This window comes from Niveispirillum fermenti (genome assembly GCF_048066175.1).
In the GTDB taxonomy this organism is placed as follows: domain Bacteria; phylum Pseudomonadota; class Alphaproteobacteria; order Azospirillales; family Azospirillaceae; genus Niveispirillum; species Niveispirillum fermenti.
On the sequence record NZ_JBLTXA010000055.1, the window covers coordinates 1 to 21,456 of the forward strand.

Annotated in this window: 20 protein-coding genes and 3 pseudogenes; 15 read left to right on the plus strand and 8 right to left on the minus strand. The window is 62.6% G+C overall.

The window, feature by feature from the left end:
- Together ACM9LZ_RS24465 and ACM9LZ_RS24470 are read right to left on the minus strand one after the other, a co-directional pair.
- Nucleotides 1-358, minus strand: a 358-nt coding sequence (locus ACM9LZ_RS24465; RefSeq protein ID WP_465123050.1) for a hypothetical protein, incomplete at its 3' end; no start/stop codon positions are given.
- Nucleotides 355-660: a hypothetical protein gene (locus tag ACM9LZ_RS24470; RefSeq protein ID WP_020821017.1), complete on the minus strand. Its 306-nt coding sequence runs from the start codon at nucleotides 658-660 to the stop codon at nucleotides 355-357. The genes ACM9LZ_RS24470 and ACM9LZ_RS24465, both read right to left, overlap by 4 nt.
- Nucleotides 661-931: 271 nt before the next feature.
- Between ACM9LZ_RS24470 and traA the strand changes: the two genes are divergently transcribed.
- Nucleotides 932-4,534: a Ti-type conjugative transfer relaxase TraA gene (traA, locus tag ACM9LZ_RS24475; protein WP_024269998.1), complete on the plus strand. Its 3,603-nt coding sequence runs from the start codon at nucleotides 932-934 to the stop codon at nucleotides 4,532-4,534.
- Between the two features lie 11 nt (nucleotides 4,535-4,545).
- On the plus strand, nucleotides 4,546-5,304 hold the full coding sequence (locus ACM9LZ_RS24480; protein WP_006473465.1) for a DUF6118 family protein: 759 nt from the start codon (nucleotides 4,546-4,548) through the stop codon (nucleotides 5,302-5,304).
- Nucleotides 5,305-5,323: 19 nt separating this feature from the next.
- Here the strand turns inward: ACM9LZ_RS24480 and ACM9LZ_RS24485 are convergent, their stop codons facing one another.
- From ACM9LZ_RS24485 to ACM9LZ_RS24495, 3 genes are all read right to left on the minus strand, one after another.
- Complete coding sequence (locus tag ACM9LZ_RS24485) at nucleotides 5,324-5,890, minus strand: TetR/AcrR family transcriptional regulator (RefSeq protein ID WP_008786762.1); 567 nt, start codon at nucleotides 5,888-5,890, stop codon at nucleotides 5,324-5,326.
- 10 nt (nucleotides 5,891-5,900) lie between these two features.
- Nucleotides 5,901-7,412, minus strand: coding sequence for an MFS transporter (locus ACM9LZ_RS24490; protein ID WP_049285546.1), 1,512 nt, complete (start codon nucleotides 7,410-7,412; stop codon nucleotides 5,901-5,903).
- A 319-nt stretch (nucleotides 7,413-7,731) separates the two neighbouring features.
- Complete coding sequence (locus ACM9LZ_RS24495; RefSeq protein ID WP_020820347.1) at nucleotides 7,732-8,343, minus strand: uridine kinase family protein; 612 nt, start codon at nucleotides 8,341-8,343, stop codon at nucleotides 7,732-7,734.
- Between the two features lie 141 nt (nucleotides 8,344-8,484).
- Between ACM9LZ_RS24495 and ACM9LZ_RS24500 the strand changes: the two genes are divergently transcribed.
- The 7 genes from ACM9LZ_RS24500 (at nucleotide 8,485) to ACM9LZ_RS24530 (ending at nucleotide 12,312) form a co-directional block, all read left to right on the plus strand.
- Nucleotides 8,485-9,051: a recombinase family protein gene (locus ACM9LZ_RS24500; RefSeq protein ID WP_006473455.1), complete on the plus strand. Its 567-nt coding sequence runs from the start codon at nucleotides 8,485-8,487 to the stop codon at nucleotides 9,049-9,051.
- A gap of 99 nt (nucleotides 9,052-9,150) precedes the next feature.
- Nucleotides 9,151-9,366 carry a ribbon-helix-helix protein, CopG family gene (locus tag ACM9LZ_RS24505; protein ID WP_020817828.1) on the plus strand — a complete coding sequence of 72 codons (216 nt, stop codon included), beginning with the start codon at nucleotides 9,151-9,153 and terminating at the stop codon, nucleotides 9,364-9,366.
- 194 nt (nucleotides 9,367-9,560) lie between these two features.
- Nucleotides 9,561-10,439, plus strand: a complete 879-nt coding sequence (locus tag ACM9LZ_RS24510) for a helix-turn-helix domain-containing protein (protein ID WP_020817827.1) — start codon at nucleotides 9,561-9,563, stop codon at nucleotides 10,437-10,439.
- Nucleotides 10,440-10,716: 277 nt separating this feature from the next.
- On the plus strand, nucleotides 10,717-10,986 hold the full coding sequence (locus tag ACM9LZ_RS24515) for a CopG family ribbon-helix-helix protein (RefSeq protein ID WP_006473479.1): 270 nt from the start codon (nucleotides 10,717-10,719) through the stop codon (nucleotides 10,984-10,986).
- Nucleotides 10,983-11,288 carry a type II toxin-antitoxin system RelE/ParE family toxin gene (locus ACM9LZ_RS24520; RefSeq protein ID WP_006473480.1) on the plus strand — a complete coding sequence of 102 codons (306 nt, stop codon included), beginning with the start codon at nucleotides 10,983-10,985 and terminating at the stop codon, nucleotides 11,286-11,288. Before ACM9LZ_RS24515 ends, ACM9LZ_RS24520 begins: the two co-directional genes overlap by 4 nt.
- A 67-nt stretch (nucleotides 11,289-11,355) precedes the next feature.
- The gene (parA, locus tag ACM9LZ_RS24525) at nucleotides 11,356-11,979 is read left to right on the plus strand and encodes a ParA family partition ATPase (protein WP_021316632.1); all 624 of its coding nucleotides are present in this window, start codon (nucleotides 11,356-11,358) and stop codon (nucleotides 11,977-11,979) included.
- A 36-nt stretch (nucleotides 11,980-12,015) separates the two neighbouring features.
- Nucleotides 12,016-12,312 (plus strand): hypothetical protein, encoded by a 297-nt coding sequence (locus ACM9LZ_RS24530; protein WP_006473490.1) that lies wholly within the window; start codon nucleotides 12,016-12,018, stop codon nucleotides 12,310-12,312.
- Between the two features lie 272 nt (nucleotides 12,313-12,584).
- On the opposite strand, the pseudogene ACM9LZ_RS24535 reads toward ACM9LZ_RS24530, so the two are convergent.
- Together ACM9LZ_RS24535 and ACM9LZ_RS24540 are read right to left on the minus strand one after the other, a co-directional pair.
- Nucleotides 12,585-13,613 (minus strand): annotated as a pseudogene (locus ACM9LZ_RS24535) (type IV secretory system conjugative DNA transfer family protein); the annotation flags it as partial.
- A gap of 41 nt (nucleotides 13,614-13,654) precedes the next feature.
- Entirely contained in the window at nucleotides 13,655-16,540 is a 2,886-nt protein-coding gene (locus ACM9LZ_RS24540; RefSeq protein ID WP_001138082.1) for a Tn3 family transposase, read from the minus strand.
- Nucleotides 16,541-16,665: 125 nt separating this feature from the next.
- Between ACM9LZ_RS24540 and ACM9LZ_RS24545 the strand changes: the two genes are divergently transcribed.
- The 3 genes from ACM9LZ_RS24545 (at nucleotide 16,666) to ACM9LZ_RS24555 (ending at nucleotide 18,985) form a co-directional block, all read left to right on the plus strand.
- On the plus strand, nucleotides 16,666-17,280 hold the full coding sequence (locus tag ACM9LZ_RS24545) for a recombinase family protein (RefSeq protein ID WP_000904906.1): 615 nt from the start codon (nucleotides 16,666-16,668) through the stop codon (nucleotides 17,278-17,280).
- Nucleotides 17,281-17,345: 65 nt separating this feature from the next.
- On the plus strand, nucleotides 17,346-18,149 hold the full coding sequence (gene aph(3'')-Ib, locus ACM9LZ_RS24550; RefSeq protein WP_001082319.1) for an aminoglycoside O-phosphotransferase APH(3'')-Ib: 804 nt from the start codon (nucleotides 17,346-17,348) through the stop codon (nucleotides 18,147-18,149).
- The gene (locus tag ACM9LZ_RS24555; protein WP_000480968.1) at nucleotides 18,149-18,985 is read left to right on the plus strand and encodes an aminoglycoside O-phosphotransferase APH(6)-Id; all 837 of its coding nucleotides are present in this window, start codon (nucleotides 18,149-18,151) and stop codon (nucleotides 18,983-18,985) included. The genes aph(3'')-Ib and ACM9LZ_RS24555 overlap by 1 nt, the downstream gene beginning before the upstream one ends.
- 82 nt (nucleotides 18,986-19,067) lie before the next feature.
- Here ACM9LZ_RS24555 and ACM9LZ_RS24560 read toward each other — a convergent pair.
- Nucleotides 19,068-19,595 (minus strand): annotated as a pseudogene (locus ACM9LZ_RS24560) (DUF4158 domain-containing protein); the annotation flags it as partial.
- A gap of 93 nt (nucleotides 19,596-19,688) precedes the next feature.
- Between ACM9LZ_RS24560 and ACM9LZ_RS24565 the strand changes: the two are divergent.
- From ACM9LZ_RS24565 to ACM9LZ_RS24575, 3 genes and pseudogenes are all read left to right on the plus strand, one after another.
- A complete protein-coding gene (locus ACM9LZ_RS24565) occupies nucleotides 19,689-20,315 on the plus strand; it encodes a recombinase family protein (protein ID WP_416622147.1) in 627 nt (208 codons plus the stop codon).
- Nucleotides 20,312-20,869, plus strand: coding sequence for a hypothetical protein (locus tag ACM9LZ_RS24570; RefSeq protein ID WP_416622148.1), 558 nt, complete (start codon nucleotides 20,312-20,314; stop codon nucleotides 20,867-20,869). The genes ACM9LZ_RS24565 and ACM9LZ_RS24570 overlap by 4 nt, the downstream gene beginning before the upstream one ends.
- Before the next feature lie 68 nt (nucleotides 20,870-20,937).
- A pseudogene (locus tag ACM9LZ_RS24575) lies at nucleotides 20,938-21,351 on the plus strand (aminoglycoside phosphotransferase family protein); the annotation flags it as partial.
- Nucleotides 21,352-21,456 lie beyond the last annotated feature (105 nt).

The window sequence follows — 21,456 nt, forward strand, 5'->3', positions numbered from 1 at the left end:
TTTCCTTGTCGGTGGCGAAGCGGGCCGAGCCGTGGGTTTCGCCGTCCATATCCCCGAAATGGATAATCAGCGGATTGGTGAGGAAGCGGAAGGCGAGCGCCAGCAGCACCAGCAGCGTGACGAGATCGAGCAGGAGAACCGGAACCGAGCCGACGCGAAAGCCGATTTGTTCGAGAGCGAAGCGGCCGCCGAAGCCGACGACGAACAGGACGATAACAAGGAGGAACAGAAGCCCGAGAAGCGGTTTCCAGATGCGGAAAGGTGCGGCGAGCAGAGCGACGAACGCCCATAGCGGATCACGCGCGGCCTGCCGCACCATGTTCTTGAACGCACCCCATGCAAGTCTCGCCTGACTCATGCGGCCGTCCCCCCGGCGCTGCCTGTCGTCTCCCCGGCCGGCGCGTTGTCGATCAGGTCGGCAAACAGTTCCTTGTCACCGGGGCGCGTCAGGAAGTCGGGCAGCTCACGCTTGAGCCATTCGCCCAAGCGCCGGGAAAATTCTTCATCCTTGCCGTGTTCGAGGCGATGCAGGACGAGCGCGCCGAGCAGCACCTTGCGGCGCGTGTCGTTGGCGCGTTCCTGCTTCGACAGACGGGCCTTGAGCGTGGCGCGCTGCGCATCCAGTTCGGCCAAGCGTTGTTCGATCGTTTTGCGCGCCATTCCTCAAATCTCCTTTTCCGGTTGTTCGCCTAGACTATCATTCCCGACCGTCTTTTCCAGCGTTTGCCTGTTGCGCTTGAGTTTTCAGCGGTTTTGCAGCACAATTCCGGCCTCAGTTCATTGCATCGACCTTGCCGCGAGCGCCACACCGATCAGCGAAAGAGCGTAGCGATTGAGTTGAGAAGGGCGCACTTACGAGTTACTGCGTAACTCAGCGCGCCGCCAGCTTGGAGGCTGGCGGGAAAGGCGGAAACGGGATCGAGGCAACGGGTTGGCAATCTACCATTTCAGCATGAAGCCAGTTTCGCGGGCGGGTGGCCGTAGCGCCGTCGCCTCAATGGCTTATCGTGCCGGGGAGAAGCTGACCAACGAGCGCGACGGGATCACGCACGACTACACGGCCAAGCAGGGTGTTGAACATGCCGAGATCGTCTTGCCGGAAGGCGTGAACGCCGATTGGGCGCGGGATCGGTCGGACTTGTGGAACGCCGCCGAATTTGCCGAGAAGCGGAAGGACGCTCGCGTTGCGCGGGAGTTCGAGATTGCCTTGCCGCATGAGCTTTCGGCCGAGCAGCGGCTAGAGGCGGCGCGGGAGATGGCGCAGGAGCTGGCCGACCGCTACGGCGCGGCCGTGGACTTCGCCATTCATGCGCCGCACGAGGCGAGCGACGTTCGCAATCACCATGCCCATTTGCTTATGACCACGCGGCAGGTGACGGAGGGCGGGTTAGGCGACAAGACCTATCTTGAGCGCGAAAACAAATGGCTGTTGGCGCACGACCTGCCGACGACCGATATGCAGCTCCGCGACCTTCGCCAGAGGTGGGAGGGGATCGCCAACGAGCGCCTTGCGATGGCCGGGCTAGATATTCGCATTGACCATCGTTCGCACATGGAGCGCGGGCTAGAGATCGCGCCGACCGAGCATATGGGCGTCCATGCCACGCAGATGGAGCGGCGCGGCCTCGACGTGTCGCGGTCGCGGCTGGACGAGGAAGCGGCCCGGCGCAATGCCGAGCTGATCCGAGAGAAGCCCGAGCAGGTTCTAACCCTCATCACCGGCGAAAAGAGCGTGTTCGACCGGCACGACGTTGCGCGGGCGCTGCATCGCTACATCAACGACGACCCGCAGGAGTTCCAGAGCGCCTTTGCGAAGGTGATGGCCTCGCCGGCGCTGGTCGAGTTGCAGCCCGAGCGCGCGGACCCGGCAACGGGCGAGATCGAGCTTGCGCGGTATTCGACGCGGGAAATGGTCGAGATCGAATCCGGCATGATCGAGAGCGCGCAGCGGATGCACGGCGCGCATGGTCATGGCGTCGATCGCCGGCATGTCGAGCGGGCGATAGATCGGCAGGACGCCGCCATTCAGCGCAGCGCCGGCGATGCTTCCGCCCGGCTGTCGGACGAGCAGCGCCGGGCGATCGAGCATATCACCGGGCCGGAGAGGATCGCGGCCGTTGTCGGTTATGCCGGCGCTGGCAAGTCCACCATGCTCGCGGCCGCGCGCGAGGCGTGGGAGGCCGAGGGCTATCAGGTCCACGGCGCGGCGCTGTCGGGCAAGGCGGCCGAGGGCTTGGAGGAATCTTCCGGCATCCAGAGCCGCACCCTCGCGTCATGGTCCCGCGGTTGGGAGAACGACCGCGGCACACTCGGCCGCGGCGACGTGTTCGTGATCGACGAGGCGGGCATGGTCGGGAGCCGCCAGCTCGCCCGCTTCGTTGGCGAGGCCGAGGCGCGCGGGGCGAAGATCGTCCTTGTAGGCGACCATGAGCAGTTGCAGGCGATCGGGGCGGGCGCACCGTTTAGGGCGATCACGGAGGAAATCGGCCATGCCGAGCTGTCCGAGATTCGCCGGCAGCGCGTGGACTGGCAGCGGGAGGCGTCGGTTGACTTCGCCACGCACCGGACGGCCGAGGGGCTGGCGGCCTATCGGGATCGCGGCAATATCAGCTTTGCCGAAACCGGCGAGGACGCGCGGGGCCAGATCGTGCGCGACTACCTTGCCGATCGCGACGAGCGCCCGGACGGCACCCGCGTAGCGATGGCGCATCGCCGGGCCGATGTTCGCGCCATCAACGACGCGATCCGGGCCGAGCTACAGGACCGGGGCGAGCTGGCGCAGGGCGAGGACGCCGGCGCGCTGACCTTCCAGACCAATGACGGCAAGCGGGAGTTCGCGCCCGGCGACCGCATCGTGTTCTTGGAGAACAACCGCGACCTTGGCGTGAAAAACGGGATGCTAGGCACGGTCGATCATGTCGAGCCGGGCCGCATCATTGCCACGCTCGACGGCCGGGGCGGCGATAGTGTTTCCGTGCCGATGGGCGATTATCAGGCGATCGACCACGGCTATGCGACGACGATTCACAAAAATCAGGGGGCGACGGTGGACCGCGCCTATGTGATGGCGTCGGGGACGATGGACCGGCATCTAACCTATGTCGCCATGACCCGGCATCGTGACGGGGTGCAGCTCTACGCGGCACAGGACGAGTTCACCAATGCCGGCCGGCTGGTCGAGCATGGGGCCGCGCCCTATGAGCATGACCCGCAGAAGTCCGACAGCTATTTCGTGACGCTGGAAAACGACAAGGGCGAGCAGCGCACCCTATGGGGCGTCGATCTTGAGCGCGCCATGAAGGAGGCCGCGCCCGAGATCGGGGAGAAGATCGGCCTACAGCATGAGGGTTCCACCCCCGTCACCTTGCCGGATGGGACGCAGACGCACCGCAACACATGGAAGGTTCAGGACGCCGGCGAGCTGGCCTATAGCCAGCTAGAGCGCCGCCTGTCGCGGTCGGGCGTGAAGGAAACGACGCTCGACTATACCCGCGACTTTGCCGAGCGGCGCGGGATCGCGGAGCAAATGGGCGTCCGCAGCGAGATCGAGATTCCGGCCGAGCGCACCGGGCTACGTGCGGAACGGGAGTCGACGGCCGGGGATCATGCCCTTGATCGGAGATCCTCGCAAAAAGTTCGCGCGGATCTCGCGCAGGATCTTCGTGCAGATCCGCGCGAGGATCTCGCCGGCGATCGACAGCAGCGCCAACGGCCGTTCGAGGGCCTGAAACTCGGCCGCCGCGCCGCGCCCGAGAGCCGCGAGCCAGACCGCGCCGGCGCGGACGGCCCGCAGATCGACCAGAAACGGCCGCAGCAGGCCGAGAAGCAGCGGCGCGGTATGTTCGCCGGCCTCAAGCTCAATGCGCGTCCTGCCCCCTCACAGGAGCGCACAGAGCGGCCGGAAAGGGAAGGGAGCTTGCGGCAGGCGCCTGCGCCCGACCGGCTGGCCGAGCGGGCGCGGGGGCAGTCGCCGCTTGAGGCCGCCGTTGACCGCTATTCGCGGGCCTATCAGTCGATCGACCAGCACCGGCGCGAGGGCTTGCCGGTCCTCGACATGCAGCGGCAGGAAATAGGCGATGCCGGCCGGCAGCTCGACCAGGTGCAGGGCGGCATGAAAGATTTGCTGCGCTCGACGTTGCAAAACGACCCGGCGACGGTGCGCGCCATGACCGAGCTTTCCGGCCGGGAGCGTGTCGCGCAGGTTATCGACGGGATGAAGCGCGAAAACGCGGCGCTGCAAGACCCGAATATCAGGGCCGAGCGGTTCGTTGAACGCTGGCAGGAGCTACAGGGCCAGCGCCGGGAGCTTCGCGGCTGGCAGCACGACGATGCCCGCGCCAAGGTCGAAAGCCAGATGAACGGCATGACCAAGAGCCTTGAGCGTGACCCGCAGGTAGATTCCATCCTGCGCAATCGCCGTCAGGAACTCGGAATCGGGCAGCAGCAGCGCCGGGGGCAGAGCATCGCCCACGAGCTGCAAGAGGAAATGTCACGCAGCCGGCAACTTAGCCGGGGCATCGGTTTGGGAAGGTAGGCACGGAGAATATGGCGGAGCTGGACGACGACAGGGAAGGAATCGAGCCGGAAGCACTGGACGAGGACGCCGGCGACCCGGCCGCCGCGTTCGACGCGCTCCGGCGCACGATCGAGACGCAGGGCGCGCAGATCGGCGCGGAAATGACCGTGATGCGGCGCGGGCTGGAAGCGGCTTTCGACCAGCTCGAAAAGATCGAGCCGGCGCAGGACTACAAGCCCCAGCTCGCCCAGCTCGTGCAGGCGCTCGACAATGTTGCGGAGCGGCTGCACGGCGTAGAGCAATCGCCTATTCTCCGGCAGGGTGCGACACACTATGCGGCGCTCCTCGAGCGCAGCGGCGAGGCCCTGATACGCACCGCCGCGCAGCAGCTCGAGCGGCAGGCGTCCGACCTCGAGCGCGCCGGCCGGAACCTCGCCGCTCATACGAAAAGCGCCTACGACCGGAAAAGTCAGGATTTCCGCATATGGATGGCCGGCCTTGTCGGGCTGTTCGTCGGCATATTCCTGATTTTGCTGTTGCCGCGTTTCCTGCCCTTCTCGGCCGACACCCATGTTGCGGCGACCGTCATAGGTCAGGACCGATGGAACGCCGGCGTCACCATGATGCGGGTGGCCGATCCCCGAAGCTGGCGCGGCGTGGCCGATTCCTCGCAGCTCGTGCGCGACAATGCCGAGGCGATCGGGCAATGCGCCGAGGCCGCGCGCACGGCCGGTTCAGATCAGCAATGCACCATCACCGTGAAAGCGCCGGCAGCACCGGCGCAGTAGGGTTGTGGGGGGACACCAGTTATTTCGGGAGGTTTTCTTCCGCCTCAACAGGTCCGGCGGCCATCGCGACGAGGCGCGCCGCGATACGCTTGCGCAGTTGCTCGGGGAGCGGGCGCGACGACAGCGCCTCGTGAATCCACAGCCCATCGGCGGCAAGGCGCGAAATGAACCTGTCCAACTCGGCAGCGTCGTTTCCAATCGGCGCAGGAGGTGCCCAGCGGTCGATGACCTGTTGCCACAGATCGCCAAGCTGCCGATTGTCGGAGCTTTCCAGCATGAGCAGCAGTTCGACCCGCCGGGCAGCTCTTGCGCAGGTGTTGATGTAGGCGGCGTGTCGTTCGGCGTCTGTCGCCCTGTCCGAGGTGTTGCCGGCGCTCGCTTCCAGCTCCTGTTCCCATGAGCGAGTCAGATGCTCATGGGTGGCGAGGATCAGGGCTTCGCGCGACGGGAAATGATACAGAAGGCCGGCGCGTGTCATGCCGGTTTCGAGCGCTACGGCGTCGAGGGTGACGGCGGTGAGGCCGTCACGCTCGATGATGCTCACAATGGCTTCAAGCACTTCGAGGCGCTTGCTGGCTCTCGCCATGTCGGCTTCCTTAGTGTTGTGTGGGATAGGCTGACGATTGCGAGCCGGGACCGTAGCGCCGCAACAGGATGCCGGTGATCAGGGCACCCACGGCCAGAACACCCGCCGCCACGTACATGACGACCGTATAGGCGTGGTCGAATGCGATTCCTGCCGCTTGACGCACGACAACACCATCGGCCCCCGCCTCGTTGGCAAAGACCAGCGCCGACGCCATGCTGTCGCGGGCCGCTTCCGAGGTTCCGGCGGGGAACACGACGTTGACCGTATAGAGGTAGGCCAAAAGACTTCCGAGAATTGTGACAGCGAACAGACTGCCAAACTCGTAGGACACTTCCTCGACCGACGACGCCATGCCGGCGCGATGCACAGGCACATTGCCCACAATAGCCGTTGATGCCACCGACATTGTTGCACCTACGCCGGCACCGGTCAGCGCCAGACCGGCGATCAGCCAGCCAAGGCCATGAGTGATGCCCCATGTCGCAAGCAGGACCGCCAGCGATCCCGCCGCAAGCCCGCCAGCTATAAGGATACGTAGGCCAATACGATGCAGGAATGCACCACCGAGCAGCGCAGTCGGCAATGATCCGAGCGCCGCCGCCGAAACCAGCATCCCGGCTTCCAGCGGCGTGAAGCCCGCAACGAGCTGGAAGCGTTGCGTCGTAGCAAGCTGAACACCGCCGATGGCGAACAGGGAGAACGCGGCCGCTAGAACGCCCGATGTGAACGCGGCATTGCGGAAGATCGAGAAGTCGAGCAGCGGGAACGGCAGGCGCAGTTGCCGGCGGACGAACAGCGCTCCGGCGAGGATGGCAACCAGCAGCGAAATAGCGGGGACGGCCCACGACTGCCCGGCATGGGCAGATTCCTTGATCGCGATCACAAAAGCCGACAGCGCCACCAATGCCTGAAACGACGACACCACGTCCCAAGGCTTGGTCGCATCGCCGGCCACCTTCGGCGCAACGATCAGCGCCGAAATGAAGGCAGCGACCACTACCGGCACATTGATGAGGAACACCGACCCCCACCAGAAATGGCCGAGCAGAAAACCGCCGATGATCGGTCCGAGCGCAGCGCCGACGACCGACAACGACCCCCAGATCGCAATGGCGATGTTGCGTTCCCGGTCATCCTCGAAGGTGACGCGGATGAGGGCGAGTGTCGCGGGCATCATCGCCGCCGCGCCGACCGCCAGAAAGGCCCGCGCCCCGATCAGGATTTCCGCTGTAGGCGAATAGGCCGCCACAATCGACGCGACACCGAACAGCACGAGGCCGATGAGGAACATGCGCCGGTGACCGATCCTGTCACCCAGCGTCCCGGTGCCGAGCAGCAGGCCGGCCATGACGAGGGGGTATGCGTTGATGATCCACAACCCTTGCGTTGCCGTCGCGCCAAGCTCGCGCGTCAGGGTAGGCAGGGCCGTGTAGAGGACCGAATTGTCCAGAACGATAAGCAGGAGACCGGCGGCGACGGTCACCAGAAGAACCCAGCGGTTCGAGTGGGCGGCAGGCATGATAGCACCATTCAGTGAGAGTAGCCAAACTTTACAGACAAGTTAGTAAAGTATCAAGCGCCTGCCCGTGAGGAACTTCAGACAATGGCCGACAGCGGGGCTTCGCATTCCGGGGCGCGATCAATTTGTCGCGAAATTCCTGATTTTTGCGACAAAATCGCCGGCGCTGATTTTGCAGGGAAAAATCTGTCGCAAAAATCAGGTGCGAAAGTCAAACTTGTGCGACTGACTTTCGCGACACGTCGCGGCCCGGATTCCGCGCCGCTGCGGACGTGGTGCAGGTTTCAGGATTTGCGCGACATAAGGGGCGCGAAGGAATTTAATTCTGGATCACCAGATCAAAAGACCTTGGCGGGCAGACGCGCTCGAAATAGTAGCTTTCAACATCGTCCCAAACAGCGTGCCACGCGGCTAAAAAGCCCTCCGCGCCCTGTTCGCGCGCAGCAGTCCGTTCATGCCGCACTTTGGTCGGCACATCCACGATCACGGCGAGGTCGATCAAATCCCGAAGGAACGGAGATGCGGAATAAGCTCCTTCGAGCAGAATCGTGGGCGCTGGCGCGACTTCGGTAAATTCGTTCTTGAGGCTGTAAGTGCCATCCGGGCCTAGTCCCTGCATGAAGTCGAAAGCTCGCCACTGTGCAGGTTCCCCCTTGCGTAGAGGCTCTATTGCCTCGCGAACGCGGTCCCACTCAAAAACGCGATTCAACCGCTCCGCCACGGTTTTGTGAGGCCACTCGGATTCGGGAACCTGCGTTTGATAGAAATCATCGAGCGTAACCAAGGCTATGTCGGTCAGCTTCGCCAACCTTGCCGCAATCGTTGACTTACCGGAGCCGCTTCCCCCGTCAAGCGCCACGACAACAGGACGTGCGAGTTCGGCGCGGAGGGCTTCTATTCTCTCAAGTATGTGGAGTTCAGGCGACTTCATTGTTCAACCAATTTCGATGATGCTGCGTTGTCGCAAAAATTCCAAAACCCGCGACAGCTTTCTTGTCGCATAATAGGGATTTCCGCGACGGTTTGCACGAGGTAGATTCCGGGCATGTCGCCCACGAGGAAGCCCCTGCCCTTGCTTATCGGATATGCCCGCGTCTCGACCGACGGCCAGACTCTCGACCAGCAGCGCGCGGCGCTGAAAGCGGCCGGCTGCAAGCGCGTGTTCGAGGAAAAGGCATCCGGCGCGCAGCGCGGCCGCCGCGAGCTGGCGAAGATGCTGGACCATTTGCAGCCCGGGAACGTGGTGACGGTGACGCGGCTTGATCGCCTCGCCCGATCGACGCGCGATCTTCTCGACATTGCTGAGCGGATCGGCCACGCCGAGGCCGGCTTGCGTTCGCTGGCCGAGCCGTGGGCCGACACGACGACGCCGGCCGGGCGCATGGTGCTGACTTTCTTCGCCGGCGTTGCCGAGTTCGAGCGCAGCTTGATCCATGAGCGCACGAGCGCCGGCCGCGCGGCGGCGAAGGCGAAGGGCGTTCGGTTCGGCCGCCCCCCTGCCCTGTCGGCCGAGCAGATCGCACACGCCCGCCAGCTCATCAGCGAGGACAAGAAGCCGGCCGAGGTTGCCCGGCTCTTGGGTGTGCATCGCTCTACCCTCTACCGGGCCATAGAACGCATTGACGTGGATACGCATTGACGCAACTACGTTTAGTCGCCCGGCCCTAGAAGTAGTGCCTTTCTCGCCCCCTTACGCAAAGGGTTGCAGAATCGGGCGATTTCGTCTCTTCATGTAGACATGGCGAGTCGCACCCGAGAACAAGTTAAGCTGGAAAGTGTCCGAAACCTGCGCGCCCGTTGGCGCGCGGAGGGCCGGATTCTTGTGCAGGCCGATCTGCCCGGCGAGCTGGTCGCGGCGATTGACCGCCTGAAGGACGACGCGGGCTTGCGAGGGCGCGCGCCGATCATCGAGGAAGCGTTGAGGTTCTATATCGAAGCGAAGCAAGGGACATAACGGCAAAACGCCCGACCGTTGGCGCGGTCGAGCGTTTTATAGGCCGTCAGACACACCGTAGAGCCGGGGCCATCAAAGTCTCCCCTTATCTACGCTAGAGCACTCCAATTCGCAAGATTGATTCTTGCGGAAACGGGGAAAGCTGTGCCTGCCGTCCGCGCTGTCATGTCCTTCAAAAGGAAGGACGAGGGCATATGTTGAGGACGCACTACGCGGCCGCGATCGGCTGCGCGCGCGGGAACGCGCTTGATGAAATCATGCGGGAGGTTTGGACTCGATACGGCGCGGGCCAGCTCACCGACGACGAGGCCGGCGAGCTTACGACGCTCGCCCATGAGCGCCGGGCCGCCCTGCGGGGATCGGGACAGACCGCGCTAGGGTTGATCTTTCCGCCCCCTGCCCCACGCTGCCCGACACCAGTTCGCCGGCATAGCCATATCCGGGGACGATCGGAGGGCCGCATATGGCGGCCGACGACGCGCAAGGACGTGCAGGCGATCTTGAAGGCGGCCGAAATCTACAACGAGGCCGGCTTGCACGAGAAGGGCGAGCGCAGCGGGCCGCTAGGATCGGTGGCGCTGGACGTGCTGCGGCTGTTCGTCAATCTCATCGACTTCCGCACCGGCCGGCTTGAGCCGTCAATCACCACGATCATGGATCGGCTAGGCCGGTCGCGCGATACGATCGTGCGGGCGCTGAAGAATCTGCGGGCGCATGGCTTCATTGACTGGCTGCGGCGCTATGAGCCGACCGGGAACGAAGGGCGCGGCCCACAGGTGCAGCAGGCCAGCAACGCCTATCGCCTGTCCCTGCCGGAGAAGGCCCGGCAGTTCCTTGGACGGTTCGGCAAGGCTCCACCCCCGCCCGCCGATCATGGACAGGATCAGCGGGCTTGGAGCGAGGCAATCGACGCCTACAAGACCACCCTGCCCCTCGATGAGCGAACGCAGATCGACGCCGGCGATAGCCCGCTAGGACAGGCCCTTGTGCGCATGGCGAAAAACTTCATGAAACGTGAGTCCGATAACCAGACTGAATCCCCATCTGATCTTTATCTAAGAGGCAAAACATAAGCGGTCGCCGCTGTTCGGGCTGCTTACGCAGCCCTGCGGCGGTTCCGGCCCGCGTATAGGCGGGCCGGGAAACGGCACCCCCACTACCTAATCCGCACCGCTCGCGCCTGCGACCAGCGTCCTATGGCTTTCGAGAGGGAGTGAAGGGCAAGGTCGGCGCTTAATTATTTACGTTAATACGTATTGACGTGTAAACGTATTACCTTGATAGAAGGCGATGGCGGCGGCCGGGAAAACGTGCTAGAGTGTACACAATTCAACACACGGAGGCGATTCCATGACCGCCAGCACCACCATGACGATTCGGGTTAGGCCCGATGTGAAAGAAAAGCTCGACCGGATCGCGAACGACACGCAGCGAAGCAAATCCTTCCTCGCCGGCGAGGCCGTCGCCGCCTATGTCGATCGCGAGCTTGAAATCATCGACGGTATCAAGCGCGGCATGGCTGATGCAGCGGCCGGCCGAGTGATCCCCCATGCGCAGGCCGTCGCGGAAATGCGTGAGGTTATCGAGGAAGCGAAGCGCCGGAAAGCCGCGCGCGGATGAGGCCGGTTGTCTGGTCGATTGAGGCGCAGCGGGATAACCTCGAAATCCTGCGCTATATCGCAGAGGACAACCCATTCGCCGCCGAACGGGTCGTGGATGCGATCGAGGACGCCGGGAACAAGCTCGGCGAATTTGCGACCGGCCGGCCGGGGCGGGTGAGCGGAACCTATGAAAAGTCCCTCGCCCGTCATCCCTACATCATCGCCTATGAGCTGCGGGACGTGGGGGGCCGGGAAAGCGTCGTGATCGTGCGCGTCATCCACACGTCGCGCGACTGGCCGGCCGAGGAATGGCCGCACTAGCTTAAAGACGTAGTAACGTCCTTAGCTATATGCTTCAATACGTATTCACGCAAAGAAGGATTGACGCATGAACGTCATTGCGTTTTTGAGCCAGAAGGGCGGGAGCGGAAAAACCACGCTTTCGGTTCATACCGCCGTGGCGGCCGAGGCGACCGGCGAACGGGTTTGCGTCATCGACGCGGACCCACAGGAGAGCGCGACCGCATGGGCGAGCGCGCGGGAAGCCGGAACGCCGATCGTCGCCACGGCGCAGGCCGGGGAGCTGGACGCCGCGCTTAGGGCGGCCGAGGGCGAGGGCATGACCTTGGCCGTAGTGGACGCCCCGCCCCATGCCGCCCCGGCGGCCGGCCAGATCGCCCGAAGGTCGGAGCTGGTCTTGATTCCGGTCAGACCGTCCGCGTTTGACCTCGCTGCGGTCCCGGCCGCCGTCGAGATCGTGGCGGCCGCGAAAGTGCGCGGCGCGTTCGTCCTGTCTGCCTGCCCGTTCCGTGCGCCCGAGATCGGGGAGACGCGCGCGGCGCTGGAAGCCTACGGACTGCCGATCGTTCCCGGCGAGATTACCGACCGGCGCGCGTTCGCCCGCGCCGTCACGACTGGCAGCGCCGTGACGGAGTTCGAGGCCGAAGGGAAAGCAGCGGAGGAAATCCGGGCTTTGTGGGCGTGGATTAAAGGCACGTTAGAACGTAAATAGCTAAATACGTAAGCGCGTATTGAAGGAGCGAAACCTATGGCAAAGAAAGCAACCGGCCTCGCGGCCTTCACCCGCCCGAAGGCCGGCGCGGAGGCCACCAGCCTTGCAGCGATCGAGGACGATCGCCCGGCCGTGGAAATCCCGACGCCGAGGCGAAAGAGGGGAGGGGGCGAGACTGTCGCGCTTACGGTCAAGGTCCGGCGATCGGACTGGCAGCGCCTTCGCCAGCTCGCGGATGCAGAGGGAACGACAATTCAGGCGATGGCCGAGGCCGGGCTTTCGGCGGTTCTGGCACAGCACGGATTGCCGCCGATCGAGCCTTATGCACGTTGATACGTAAATAGCTAAATACGCTAATGCTTGCGCGCGTGGCCCGCCCCCCGGCCGTCCCTACGGCCCTAGATGATGAGAGCGGGCCGGCCGGGGGGCTATCGTCGCGGCCGTGGCGTTTCCCTGAATAGAGCTTGCACCAGGTCGGCGGGTGGATCGCGGCGCAAGCCGCGCCGGCCCGGAGGCGAACGCGCTCCCCAATAGCGCCGTAGAGAGCCGGAGGGCCGTTCGTAACAAAGTCCCGGCGCTATGCGCCGGGTCCGCTTCTTGTCACGTCAGGCAGCGTCATACAGCCCCCGGAACTCTGCATCGGCATAATAGGCGAGCTTGCCGGCGACGATCGGCCGTTGCCCGGCGAGGAACAGCAATTCGACATGCTGCGGCAGGTTGCGGACCTCATCGGGGGTCAGCAGCGGGCGGGCCGTGTGTTGCTCGCCGTAGGAGATGCCGGATTTATCGGAATCGAGCGCCCGGCTCATGGTCTGGAACACAACGGTTTCCTGCCCGAGCAGATCGGAGACAAGCCGGGCGCTGTCGTGATCGTTGACGCCGAACACCTGTAGGACGCCGGCATTTGACAGGAAGGTGCCGGCGCGTTGCCCGTAGGTGGCGCGGAGCTGGTGAACGTCTTGCAGGATCGGCCAGAGCTGGACGCCGTAGCCGGCCATGAGGCCCATTGCGCGCTCGACGGGGGCCAGATGGCCGAGGGCGGCGAACTCATCGAGCAGATAGAGGACCGGCACGGCCGGCTTGGCGGGATCGCGGGCCATGTCGGTGAGGCTTTGCGCGACGAGCAGGCGCAGCCAGCGGGAATAGGTGGCGAGCCGATCGGGCGGCAGGACGAGGAACACCGAGACGTTGCGGCGCTTGAGATCGGCAAAGCCGAAATCGGATCGGTCGAGGACGGCGACCATGCGCGGGCTGTCGAGGAAATGGGTATGGCGCTGCGCGGCCGAGAGGACGCCGGCCGCCTCGCGGTCGGGTTTGCCGAGGTGGCGGTTTGCAGCGCGGGCGATCAGGCCGGAGGCGGCCGTTGATGCCTGCATGTCCTTCAGGAGCGCCGCGAAGGCTTCAGGGGCGAGGGTGAGATATTCGCGCAGGGTGGCGAGGTTCCGCCTGTCGCGCGGCGCGCTGGCGGCAATATGGAGGATCAGGCCGGCAATGAGCGCCTTGGCTTCCTCGTTCCAATGCGCTTCGCCGGCCATGCCCGGTTCATCGAACACGAGGGCGTCGGCCAAGGTGCTTGCATCTTCCGCGACATCGAGGCCGGCCGGGTCGAGCTGGTCGAGGGGATTGAAGGCGGCCGAGGGCTGGGGTCGTTTGCGGGAGGGGGCGGAATCCTACGCTAAGGCTTTGGCCAGCGATATTCTCCGGTGAGATTGATGTGTTCCCATCCGAGCGGCGAAACATGGGCCAAGAGATCGGGCGATAGCAGCTTTCCATCGCGTTTCTGGTTTGCAACGACCTCGCCGAGCTTCATGGTGTTCCAGAAGATGATGATGGCGGCGAGCAGATTCATGCCGGCGATGCGGTAATGCTGGCCTTCGGCGGAACGGTCGCGGATTTCACCGCGGCGGTGGAAGCTGATTGCCCGCTTCAGCGCATGATGAGCTTCGCCTTTGTTGAGCCCGATCTGGGCACGCCGTTGGAGTTCGGCATCCAGAATCCAGTCGATCATGAACAGGGTGCGCTCGACGCGACCGACTTCCCGCAGGGCTGTCGCGAGCTCGTTCTGCCGCGGATAGGAGGCGAGTTTCCGCAGAATCTGGCTTGGCGCGACGGTCCCGGCAGCAATGGTGGCGGCGATGCGCAGGATGTCGGGCCAATTGCGCTCGATCATGGCTTGGTTGACCTTTCCGCCGATCAACGCTCGCAGGTGCGCCGGGGCGGCCGACGGATTGAACGCGTAGAGCCGTTTGGATGGCAGGTCGCGGATGCGCGGAGCGAACCGGTAGCCGAGAATGGCACATGCGGCAAAGACGTGATCGGTGAAGCCGCCCGTGTCGGTGAACTGCTCGCGGATATGGCGTCCAGCATCGTTCATCAGCAGGCCATCGAGGATGTAAGGCGCTTCGCTTGCCGTTGCAGGAATCACCTGGGTTGCGAACGGCGCATATTGGTCGGAGACGTGGCTATAGGCTTTCAGGCCCGGGGTATTGCCATATTTCGCGTTGACCAGGTTCATGGCCTCACCTTGCTCTGTAGCGACGAAGAACTGTCCGTCGCTCGAAGCCGACGTGCCCATGCCCCAGAACCGGGCCATGGGTAACGCTGCCTGTGCCTCGACCACCATGGCCAGCGCCCGGTCATAGGCTTCGCCCTCGACATGCCACCGTCCAATGCGGATCAATTCCCAGAAGGTGTGGGTGTTTGTCGCATCCGCCATTTTGCGCAAGCCGAGGTTGATCCCTTCCGCCAAGATAACGTTCATTAGCCCGATCCGGTCAGCGCAGGGTGCTCCTGTGCGCAGATGGGTGAACGCTTCGGTGAAGCCGGTCGCCGCATCCACCTCCAGCAGGAGATCGGTGATGCGCGTGGGCGGGATCTGCTTGTAGAGATCGAGCACCAGATCTTCGGCGCCTGTCGGCGCGGCGGCTTCGAGTTTCTCGATATGCAGAACGCCGTTTTCAATCGACCCGCCCGGGATCGTGCCTGCGCGAGCGGCACGGCCAAGCTCGCGCAACCGCATGTCGAGGCGAGCTTGCCGGTCTGCCAGCCATTCCTCCGGCCGCAATGGCACAGCGAGACGACCGCCTTCCGCGATGGATTGTGCCGGAACGAGTGCGTGTTTCAGATCGCCATAGCGCCGGGACCTAGTAAGCCAGACATCTCCGGAGCGGAACGCATCGCGCAGATGGAACAGCACCGCGATCTCCCATAGGCGAGCGTCGCCAGCCCTCTGGGCCCGAAGGTGGCGATGCCATTTCGAGCTGGGCCGCAAGAAGCTGGTCATCGCGGCATCGTTCAAACCGGTACGAAGGGCCGTCACCGCTTCCAGAAGCGGCAGTGCAACGGGCGCAGCTCGCAGATCGAGCAGGCGCAACATGCGTGGAGCGTATCGGCGGAAGCGGTGATAACCGTCGAGCACATGATTGAGCGGATCGTCGGCCATGGTGGCGGTCAGCCTGGTTGCCATTGCAACAAGGGTTTTTAAGCCGTCCCACCCTGACCCACTCGCGATGACATCGCCCAGCGGCTGGCCATCATCCTGTGCATCGACCAGGGCGCCCCCGATCTCGGCGAAGGATTTCAGGGTGTCACGCACCACCCCCGCTTCGTCTGCGACCTTTGCATGGCAAATACGCTCCGAAGCACGGTAGAGACGGCCGACGATCCGGTCGTGGGTTTCGACCACTGCGTCGGCCAACATCGCCTGCCATTCCGAGACGCAAACAGCCAAGATCGCAAGCCGCCTGTCCTCCGGGAGATCGCGCATGCCGTCGGCATAATACCGTTCACCCTGCCTGCGCAGACGAGTCACCCGATGGGCAGGAACGCCGGCAAGCAGATCCTCGGGGAGATCGATGCGTTGCAGATATTCGAGCCGGTCGAGCAGCCGGTTGGCCGACGAAGAGTTCGAGCCAGGCTCGAACTGGCGCAGCCACACAAAACGGGTCACCCGATCATCAGCCGTCTCCTCGAGCAATGCCAGCAACTGTTCTCGGATCGACATAGGCAGCCGACTGGCGATCCTCGTCTCGATGCGTCGCTCGGCATCGACGAGAGCCGCGGCACAAAGCCGCTCGATCGTGGATGTCGCGGGAAGGACAGTGCGGGTGCGTCGGCACTCGGCTACGAAGCGACGGGCGATATCCTCGTTCGACACCGCCATCTCGGCTTCTCGGAACAACCATTCCTTCAGCTCGCTCGCACCACGTCCGGAGAAGGTGCGGAAGCCGTAGAGCCCCCGTAACTCGGCAAGATGCTCGTGCCGTGTTTCCTCGCGGGCAGCATAGTCTACGAGATCGTCGGCACCCAGGCCAAGCTGCGCTCCGATAAATTCGATGACCTCTGCAGGGATCAGTTCGCCTGGAGCCAGCACCCGGCCGGGATAGCGCAGGACACACAATTGCAGGGCGAAGCCGAACCTGTTGTGAGCGCGCCGACGCAGCCTGATATGCCCAAGGTCTTCATCACTCAGCGTATAGTGCTTGAGCAAATCCGTCTGTGAAGTCGGCAAGCGCAACAGCGCGTCTTTCTGCCGATCGGTTAGAGTGACGCGACGCGGCATACATGTTCCTTTTTCAAAATCTGATAGCGTTCAAGACGCTTTGTTTATGAAGCTGGTTGAGATACATTTCCAGAGGTCAATGCAATCGTGGCCGAAGCGCCGCCTCAAACCAACGTTTGTGATACATGCTGATCGGATATGCCCGCGTCTCCAAAGCCGATGGCTCGCAGTCTCTCGACCTGCAGCACGACGCCTTGCGCGCCGCAGGTGTCGAACGGGACAATATCTATGATGATCTTGCTTCCGGCGGTCGTGATGATCGCCCTGGCTTGACTGCCTGCCTCAAGTCATTGCGTGACGGCGATGTGCTGGTGGTCTGGAAGCTCGATCGCCTCGGACGATCGCTTGCCCATCTGGTCAACACGGTGAAGGAGCTGTCAGACCGCAAGATCGGCCTGCGGGTTCTGACTGGAAAGGGCGCTCAGATCGACACCACGACTGCGTCCGGTCGCATGGTGTTCGGAATCTTCGCCACCTTGGCCGAGTTCGAGCGGGATCTGATCCGAGAGCGCACCATGGCGGGTCTCGCCTCCGCGAGAGCGCGCGGTCGCAAGGGCGGACGAAAATTCGCGCTCACCAAAGCTCAGGTGCGTCTCGCGCAAGCCGCCATGGCCCAGCGCGATACTTCAGTTTCCGATCTCTGCAAGGAACTCGGCATCGAGCGCGTCACTCTCTACCGATATGTCGGTCCCAAAGGCGAGCTCAGAGACCATGGAAAGCATGTTCTCGGACTTACGTAGCAACTCGTTTCTTTTCGCAGGTTGAGCCACCTCCGCGCTTCATCAGAAAACTGAAGGAACCTCCATTGAATCGAACTAATATTTTTTTTGGTGAATCGCATTCTGACTGGTTGCCTGTCAGAGGCGGAGAATCTGGTGATTTTGTTTTTCGACGTGGTGACGGGCATGCCTTCGCGAAAATCGCACCTGCTTCCCGCCGCGGTGAGCTCGCTGGAGAGCGTGACCGCCTCATTTGGCTCAAAGGTCGAGGTGTGGCTTGCCCCGAGGTGATCAACTGGCAGGAGGAACAGGAGGGTGCATGCTTGGTGATAACGGCAATTCCGGGAGTACCGGCGGCTGATCTGTCTGGAGCGGATTTGCTCAAAGCGTGGCCGTCAATGGGGCAGCAACTTGGCGCTGTTCACAGCCTATCGGTTGATCAATGTCCGTTTGAGCGCAGGCTGTCGCGAATGTTCGGACGCGCCGTTGATGTGGTGTCCCGCAATGCCGTCAATCCCGACTTCTTACCGGACGAGGACAAGAGTACGCCGCAGCTCGATCTTTTGGCTCGTGTCGAACGAGAGCTACCGGTGCGGCTCGACCAAGAGCGCACCGATATGGTTGTTTGCCATGGTGATCCCTGCATGCCGAACTTCATGGTGGACCCTAAAACTCTTCAATGCACGGGTCTGATCGACCTTGGGCGGCTCGGAACAGCAGATCGCTATGCCGATTTGGCACTCATGATTGCTAACGCCGAAGAGAACTGGGCAGCGCCAGATGAAGCAGAGCGCGCCTTCGCTGTCCTATTCAATGTATTGGGGATCGAAGCCCCCGACCGCGAACGCCTTGCCTTCTATCTGCGATTGGACCCTCTGACTTGGGGTTGATGTTCATGCCGCCTGTTTTTCCTGCTCATTGGCACGTTTCGCAACCTGTTCTCATTGCGGACACCTTTTCCAGCCTCGTTTGGAAAGTTTCATTGCCAGACGGGACTCCTGCAATCGTCAAGGGATTGAAACCTATAGAAGACATTGCTGATGAACTGCGCGGGGCCGACTATCTGGTATGGCGCAATGGGAGGGGAGCAGTCCGGTTGCTCGGTCGTGAGAACAATCTGATGTTGCTCGAATATGCCGGGGAGCGAATGCTCTCTCACATCGTTGCCGAGCACGGCGACTACCAGGCGACCGAAATTGCAGCGGAACTAATGGCGAAGCTGTATGCCGCATCTGAGGAACCCCTGCCTTCTGCCCTTCTCCCGATCCGGGATCGCTTTGCAGCTTTGTTTCAGCGGGCGCGCGATGATCAAAACGCAGGTTGTCAAACTGACTACGTCCACGCGGCGATTATAGCCGATCAAATGATGAGCAATGCCTCGGAACTGCGTGGGCTACATGGCGATCTGCATCATGAAAACATCATGTTCTCCAGTCGCGGCTGGCTGGTGATAGATCCCGTCGGTCTGGTCGGTGAAGTGGGCTTTGGCGCCGCCAATATGTTCTACGATCCGGCTGACAGAGACGACCTTTGTCTCGATCCTAGACGCATTGCACAGATGGCGGACGCATTCTCTCGTGCGCTGGACGTCGATCCGCGTCGCCTGCTCGACCAGGCGTACGCTTATGGGTGCCTTTCCGCAGCTTGGAACGCGGATGGAGAAGAGGAGCAACGCGATCTAGCTATCGCGGCCGCGATCAAGCAGGTGCGACAGACGTCATACTAGATATCAAGCGACTTCTCCTATCCCCTGGGAACACATCAATCTTACCGGAGAATATCGTTGGCCAAAGCCTTAGCGTAGGATTTCGCCCTCTCCCGCAAACGACCCCATCCGCGCACAGGCGCTCGATTGTCGACACGGCCGGCAGGATAGTCGAGGTCTCCCGGCATCGCCCAACAAAACGCCGGGCAAGGTCCTCGTTCGATCTGGCATCTTCAGCCTGATCGAAAAGCCAGTCCCGCAGATCACGGGCACCACGGCCCGAGAACGTCTTGTAGCCGTAGATTTCGCGCAACGTGTCCATGTGCTGTTGGCGGGTCTGACGCCGGGCGGCATAGATGAGAAGCGCATCGGCCGGAATGCCGAGCTGAGCGCCAATAAAGGAAAGGACTTCGCGCGGAATCATCTCGCCCGGAGCCAATGCACGGCCCGGATATCGCAATGCGCAAAGTTGCAGGGCAAAGCCGAGCCTGTTTTCCGGTCTGCGGCGTTGCTCGATGTTTTCCAGATCGTCGTCGCCCAGTGTGTAGTGCTTCAGCAGCGACAGATCGTCCGTTGGCAGATCGAGCAGCGCCGATCGCTGTCGCTCGGTGAGAACATGGCGTCGTGGCATTCGAATTGTCCCTATTGAAGTATAGTCTGTTCTGGACAAAAATCAGCTCATGCAAATCAAGGCTTTCCGGCGCCCAAATCCATGAGGGTTCAATTGGGACAACGTGCCGCCATCTACTGCCGTGTTTCAACAGCCGATCAGTCGTGCGGGCGGCAAGAACGTGACCTGACGGCATTCGCCGGCCGTGCCGGCTACGACGTGGTGGCAACTTTCAAGGAGACAGGCTCCGGCGCGAAACTCGACCGGGCCGAACGCAAGAAAGTTTTAGCTCTCGCCCAGGCCAGGCAGATCGATGCGATACTGGTCACGGAATTGTCCAGATGGGGACGCTCGACAATCGACCTGCTCAATACGCTGCGCGAACTGGAAAACTGGAAGGTTTCCATCATCGCCATGAACGGCATGGCGTTCGACCTGTCGTCGCCGCATGGGCGGATGCTGGCGACTTTCCTCTCCGGCATTGCCGAGTTCGAGCGCGACCTGATCAGCGAACGGGTCAAATCCGGGCTCGCCGCAGCGAAAGCGCGTGGTAAAAAGCTCGGCCGCCAAGCTGGCGAGCGACCCAAATCGGATCGGCTCGCATCGAAAGTCATGGCGCTGAACGCCGAGGGCCGGAGCTACCGCTGGATCGCTCGAGATCTCGGCATCAGCAAGAACACCGTCGCTGACATCATCAAGCGCGACAGGCTTTCCTCAGCCAAGGGGGAGATCACGTCATGACACGGCGATCAGGGCGTCCCCCATCCGATCCATATCGCAAGGCTCGCTTCAGGGAAATTGCACGGGAGATCGTCGCGAAAGACCGTTACAACCGGAAATACGGGCTGTCCGTCGATACCGCAGGCGCGATAGCCAATGCGCTCGAGAGGGCACACCGGGAGGGAACCCATGACGGTGAACGCGGACCCGCTCCCGTAGCTGTGCAACCGGACAGCGGACCGTTGGAATGGGCGCTGATACCGCCACGACCGAGGGACGCGTTCTGGACCATCTGCCTGTTTACCCTGTCGCGTGGCGACCGGCCCGCCTCGGGCGGACGCCTTGTTCCTGCCATCACCGAACGTGGAACGCCGGGATGGATGCTCGACTTGCAGGAGCGGACCTATGAGAAACTCTTCGGCGACAGAACGATTGCGCCACTCGTGCGTCTCGGTCTCATCGAGGCAGATGCCGATGATCCTGCACACCGGGTCATCTCGAAAAGGGGTGAGGAAACCTGGAGCCAATTCGTCCAGCGGGGCGGTCAATATCCGGACGACCTCACCAATCTCTAGCCGAAAGCGAAAACCCGCGTTCAACCAAGATCGTGCTTAGGGTGTCATTTCGCCCTCAGCCGGAACCGAACCCAGGTTGTCAAACTGACTACGTCCACGCGGCGATTATAGCCGATCAAATGATGAGCAATGCCTCGGAACTGCGTGGGCTACATGGCGATCTGCATCATGAAAACATCATGTTCTCCAGTCGCGGCTGGCTGGTGATAGATCCCGTCGGTCTGGTCGGTGAAGTGGGCTTTGGCGCCGCCAATATGTTCTACGATCCGGCTGACAGAGACGACCTTTGTCTCGATCCTAGACGCATTGCACAGATGGCGGACGCATTCTCTCGTGCGCTGGACGTCGATCCGCGTCGCCTGCTCGACCAGGCGTACGCTTATGGGTGCCTTTCCGCAGCTTGGAACGCGGATGGAGAAGAGGAGCAACGCGATCTAGCTATCGCGGCCGCGATCAAGCAGGTGCGACAGACGTCATACTAGATATCAAGCGACTTCTCCTATCCCCTGGGAACACATCAATCTTACCGGAGAATATCGTTGGCCAAAGCCTTAGCGTAGGATTTCGCCCTCTCCCGCAAACGACCC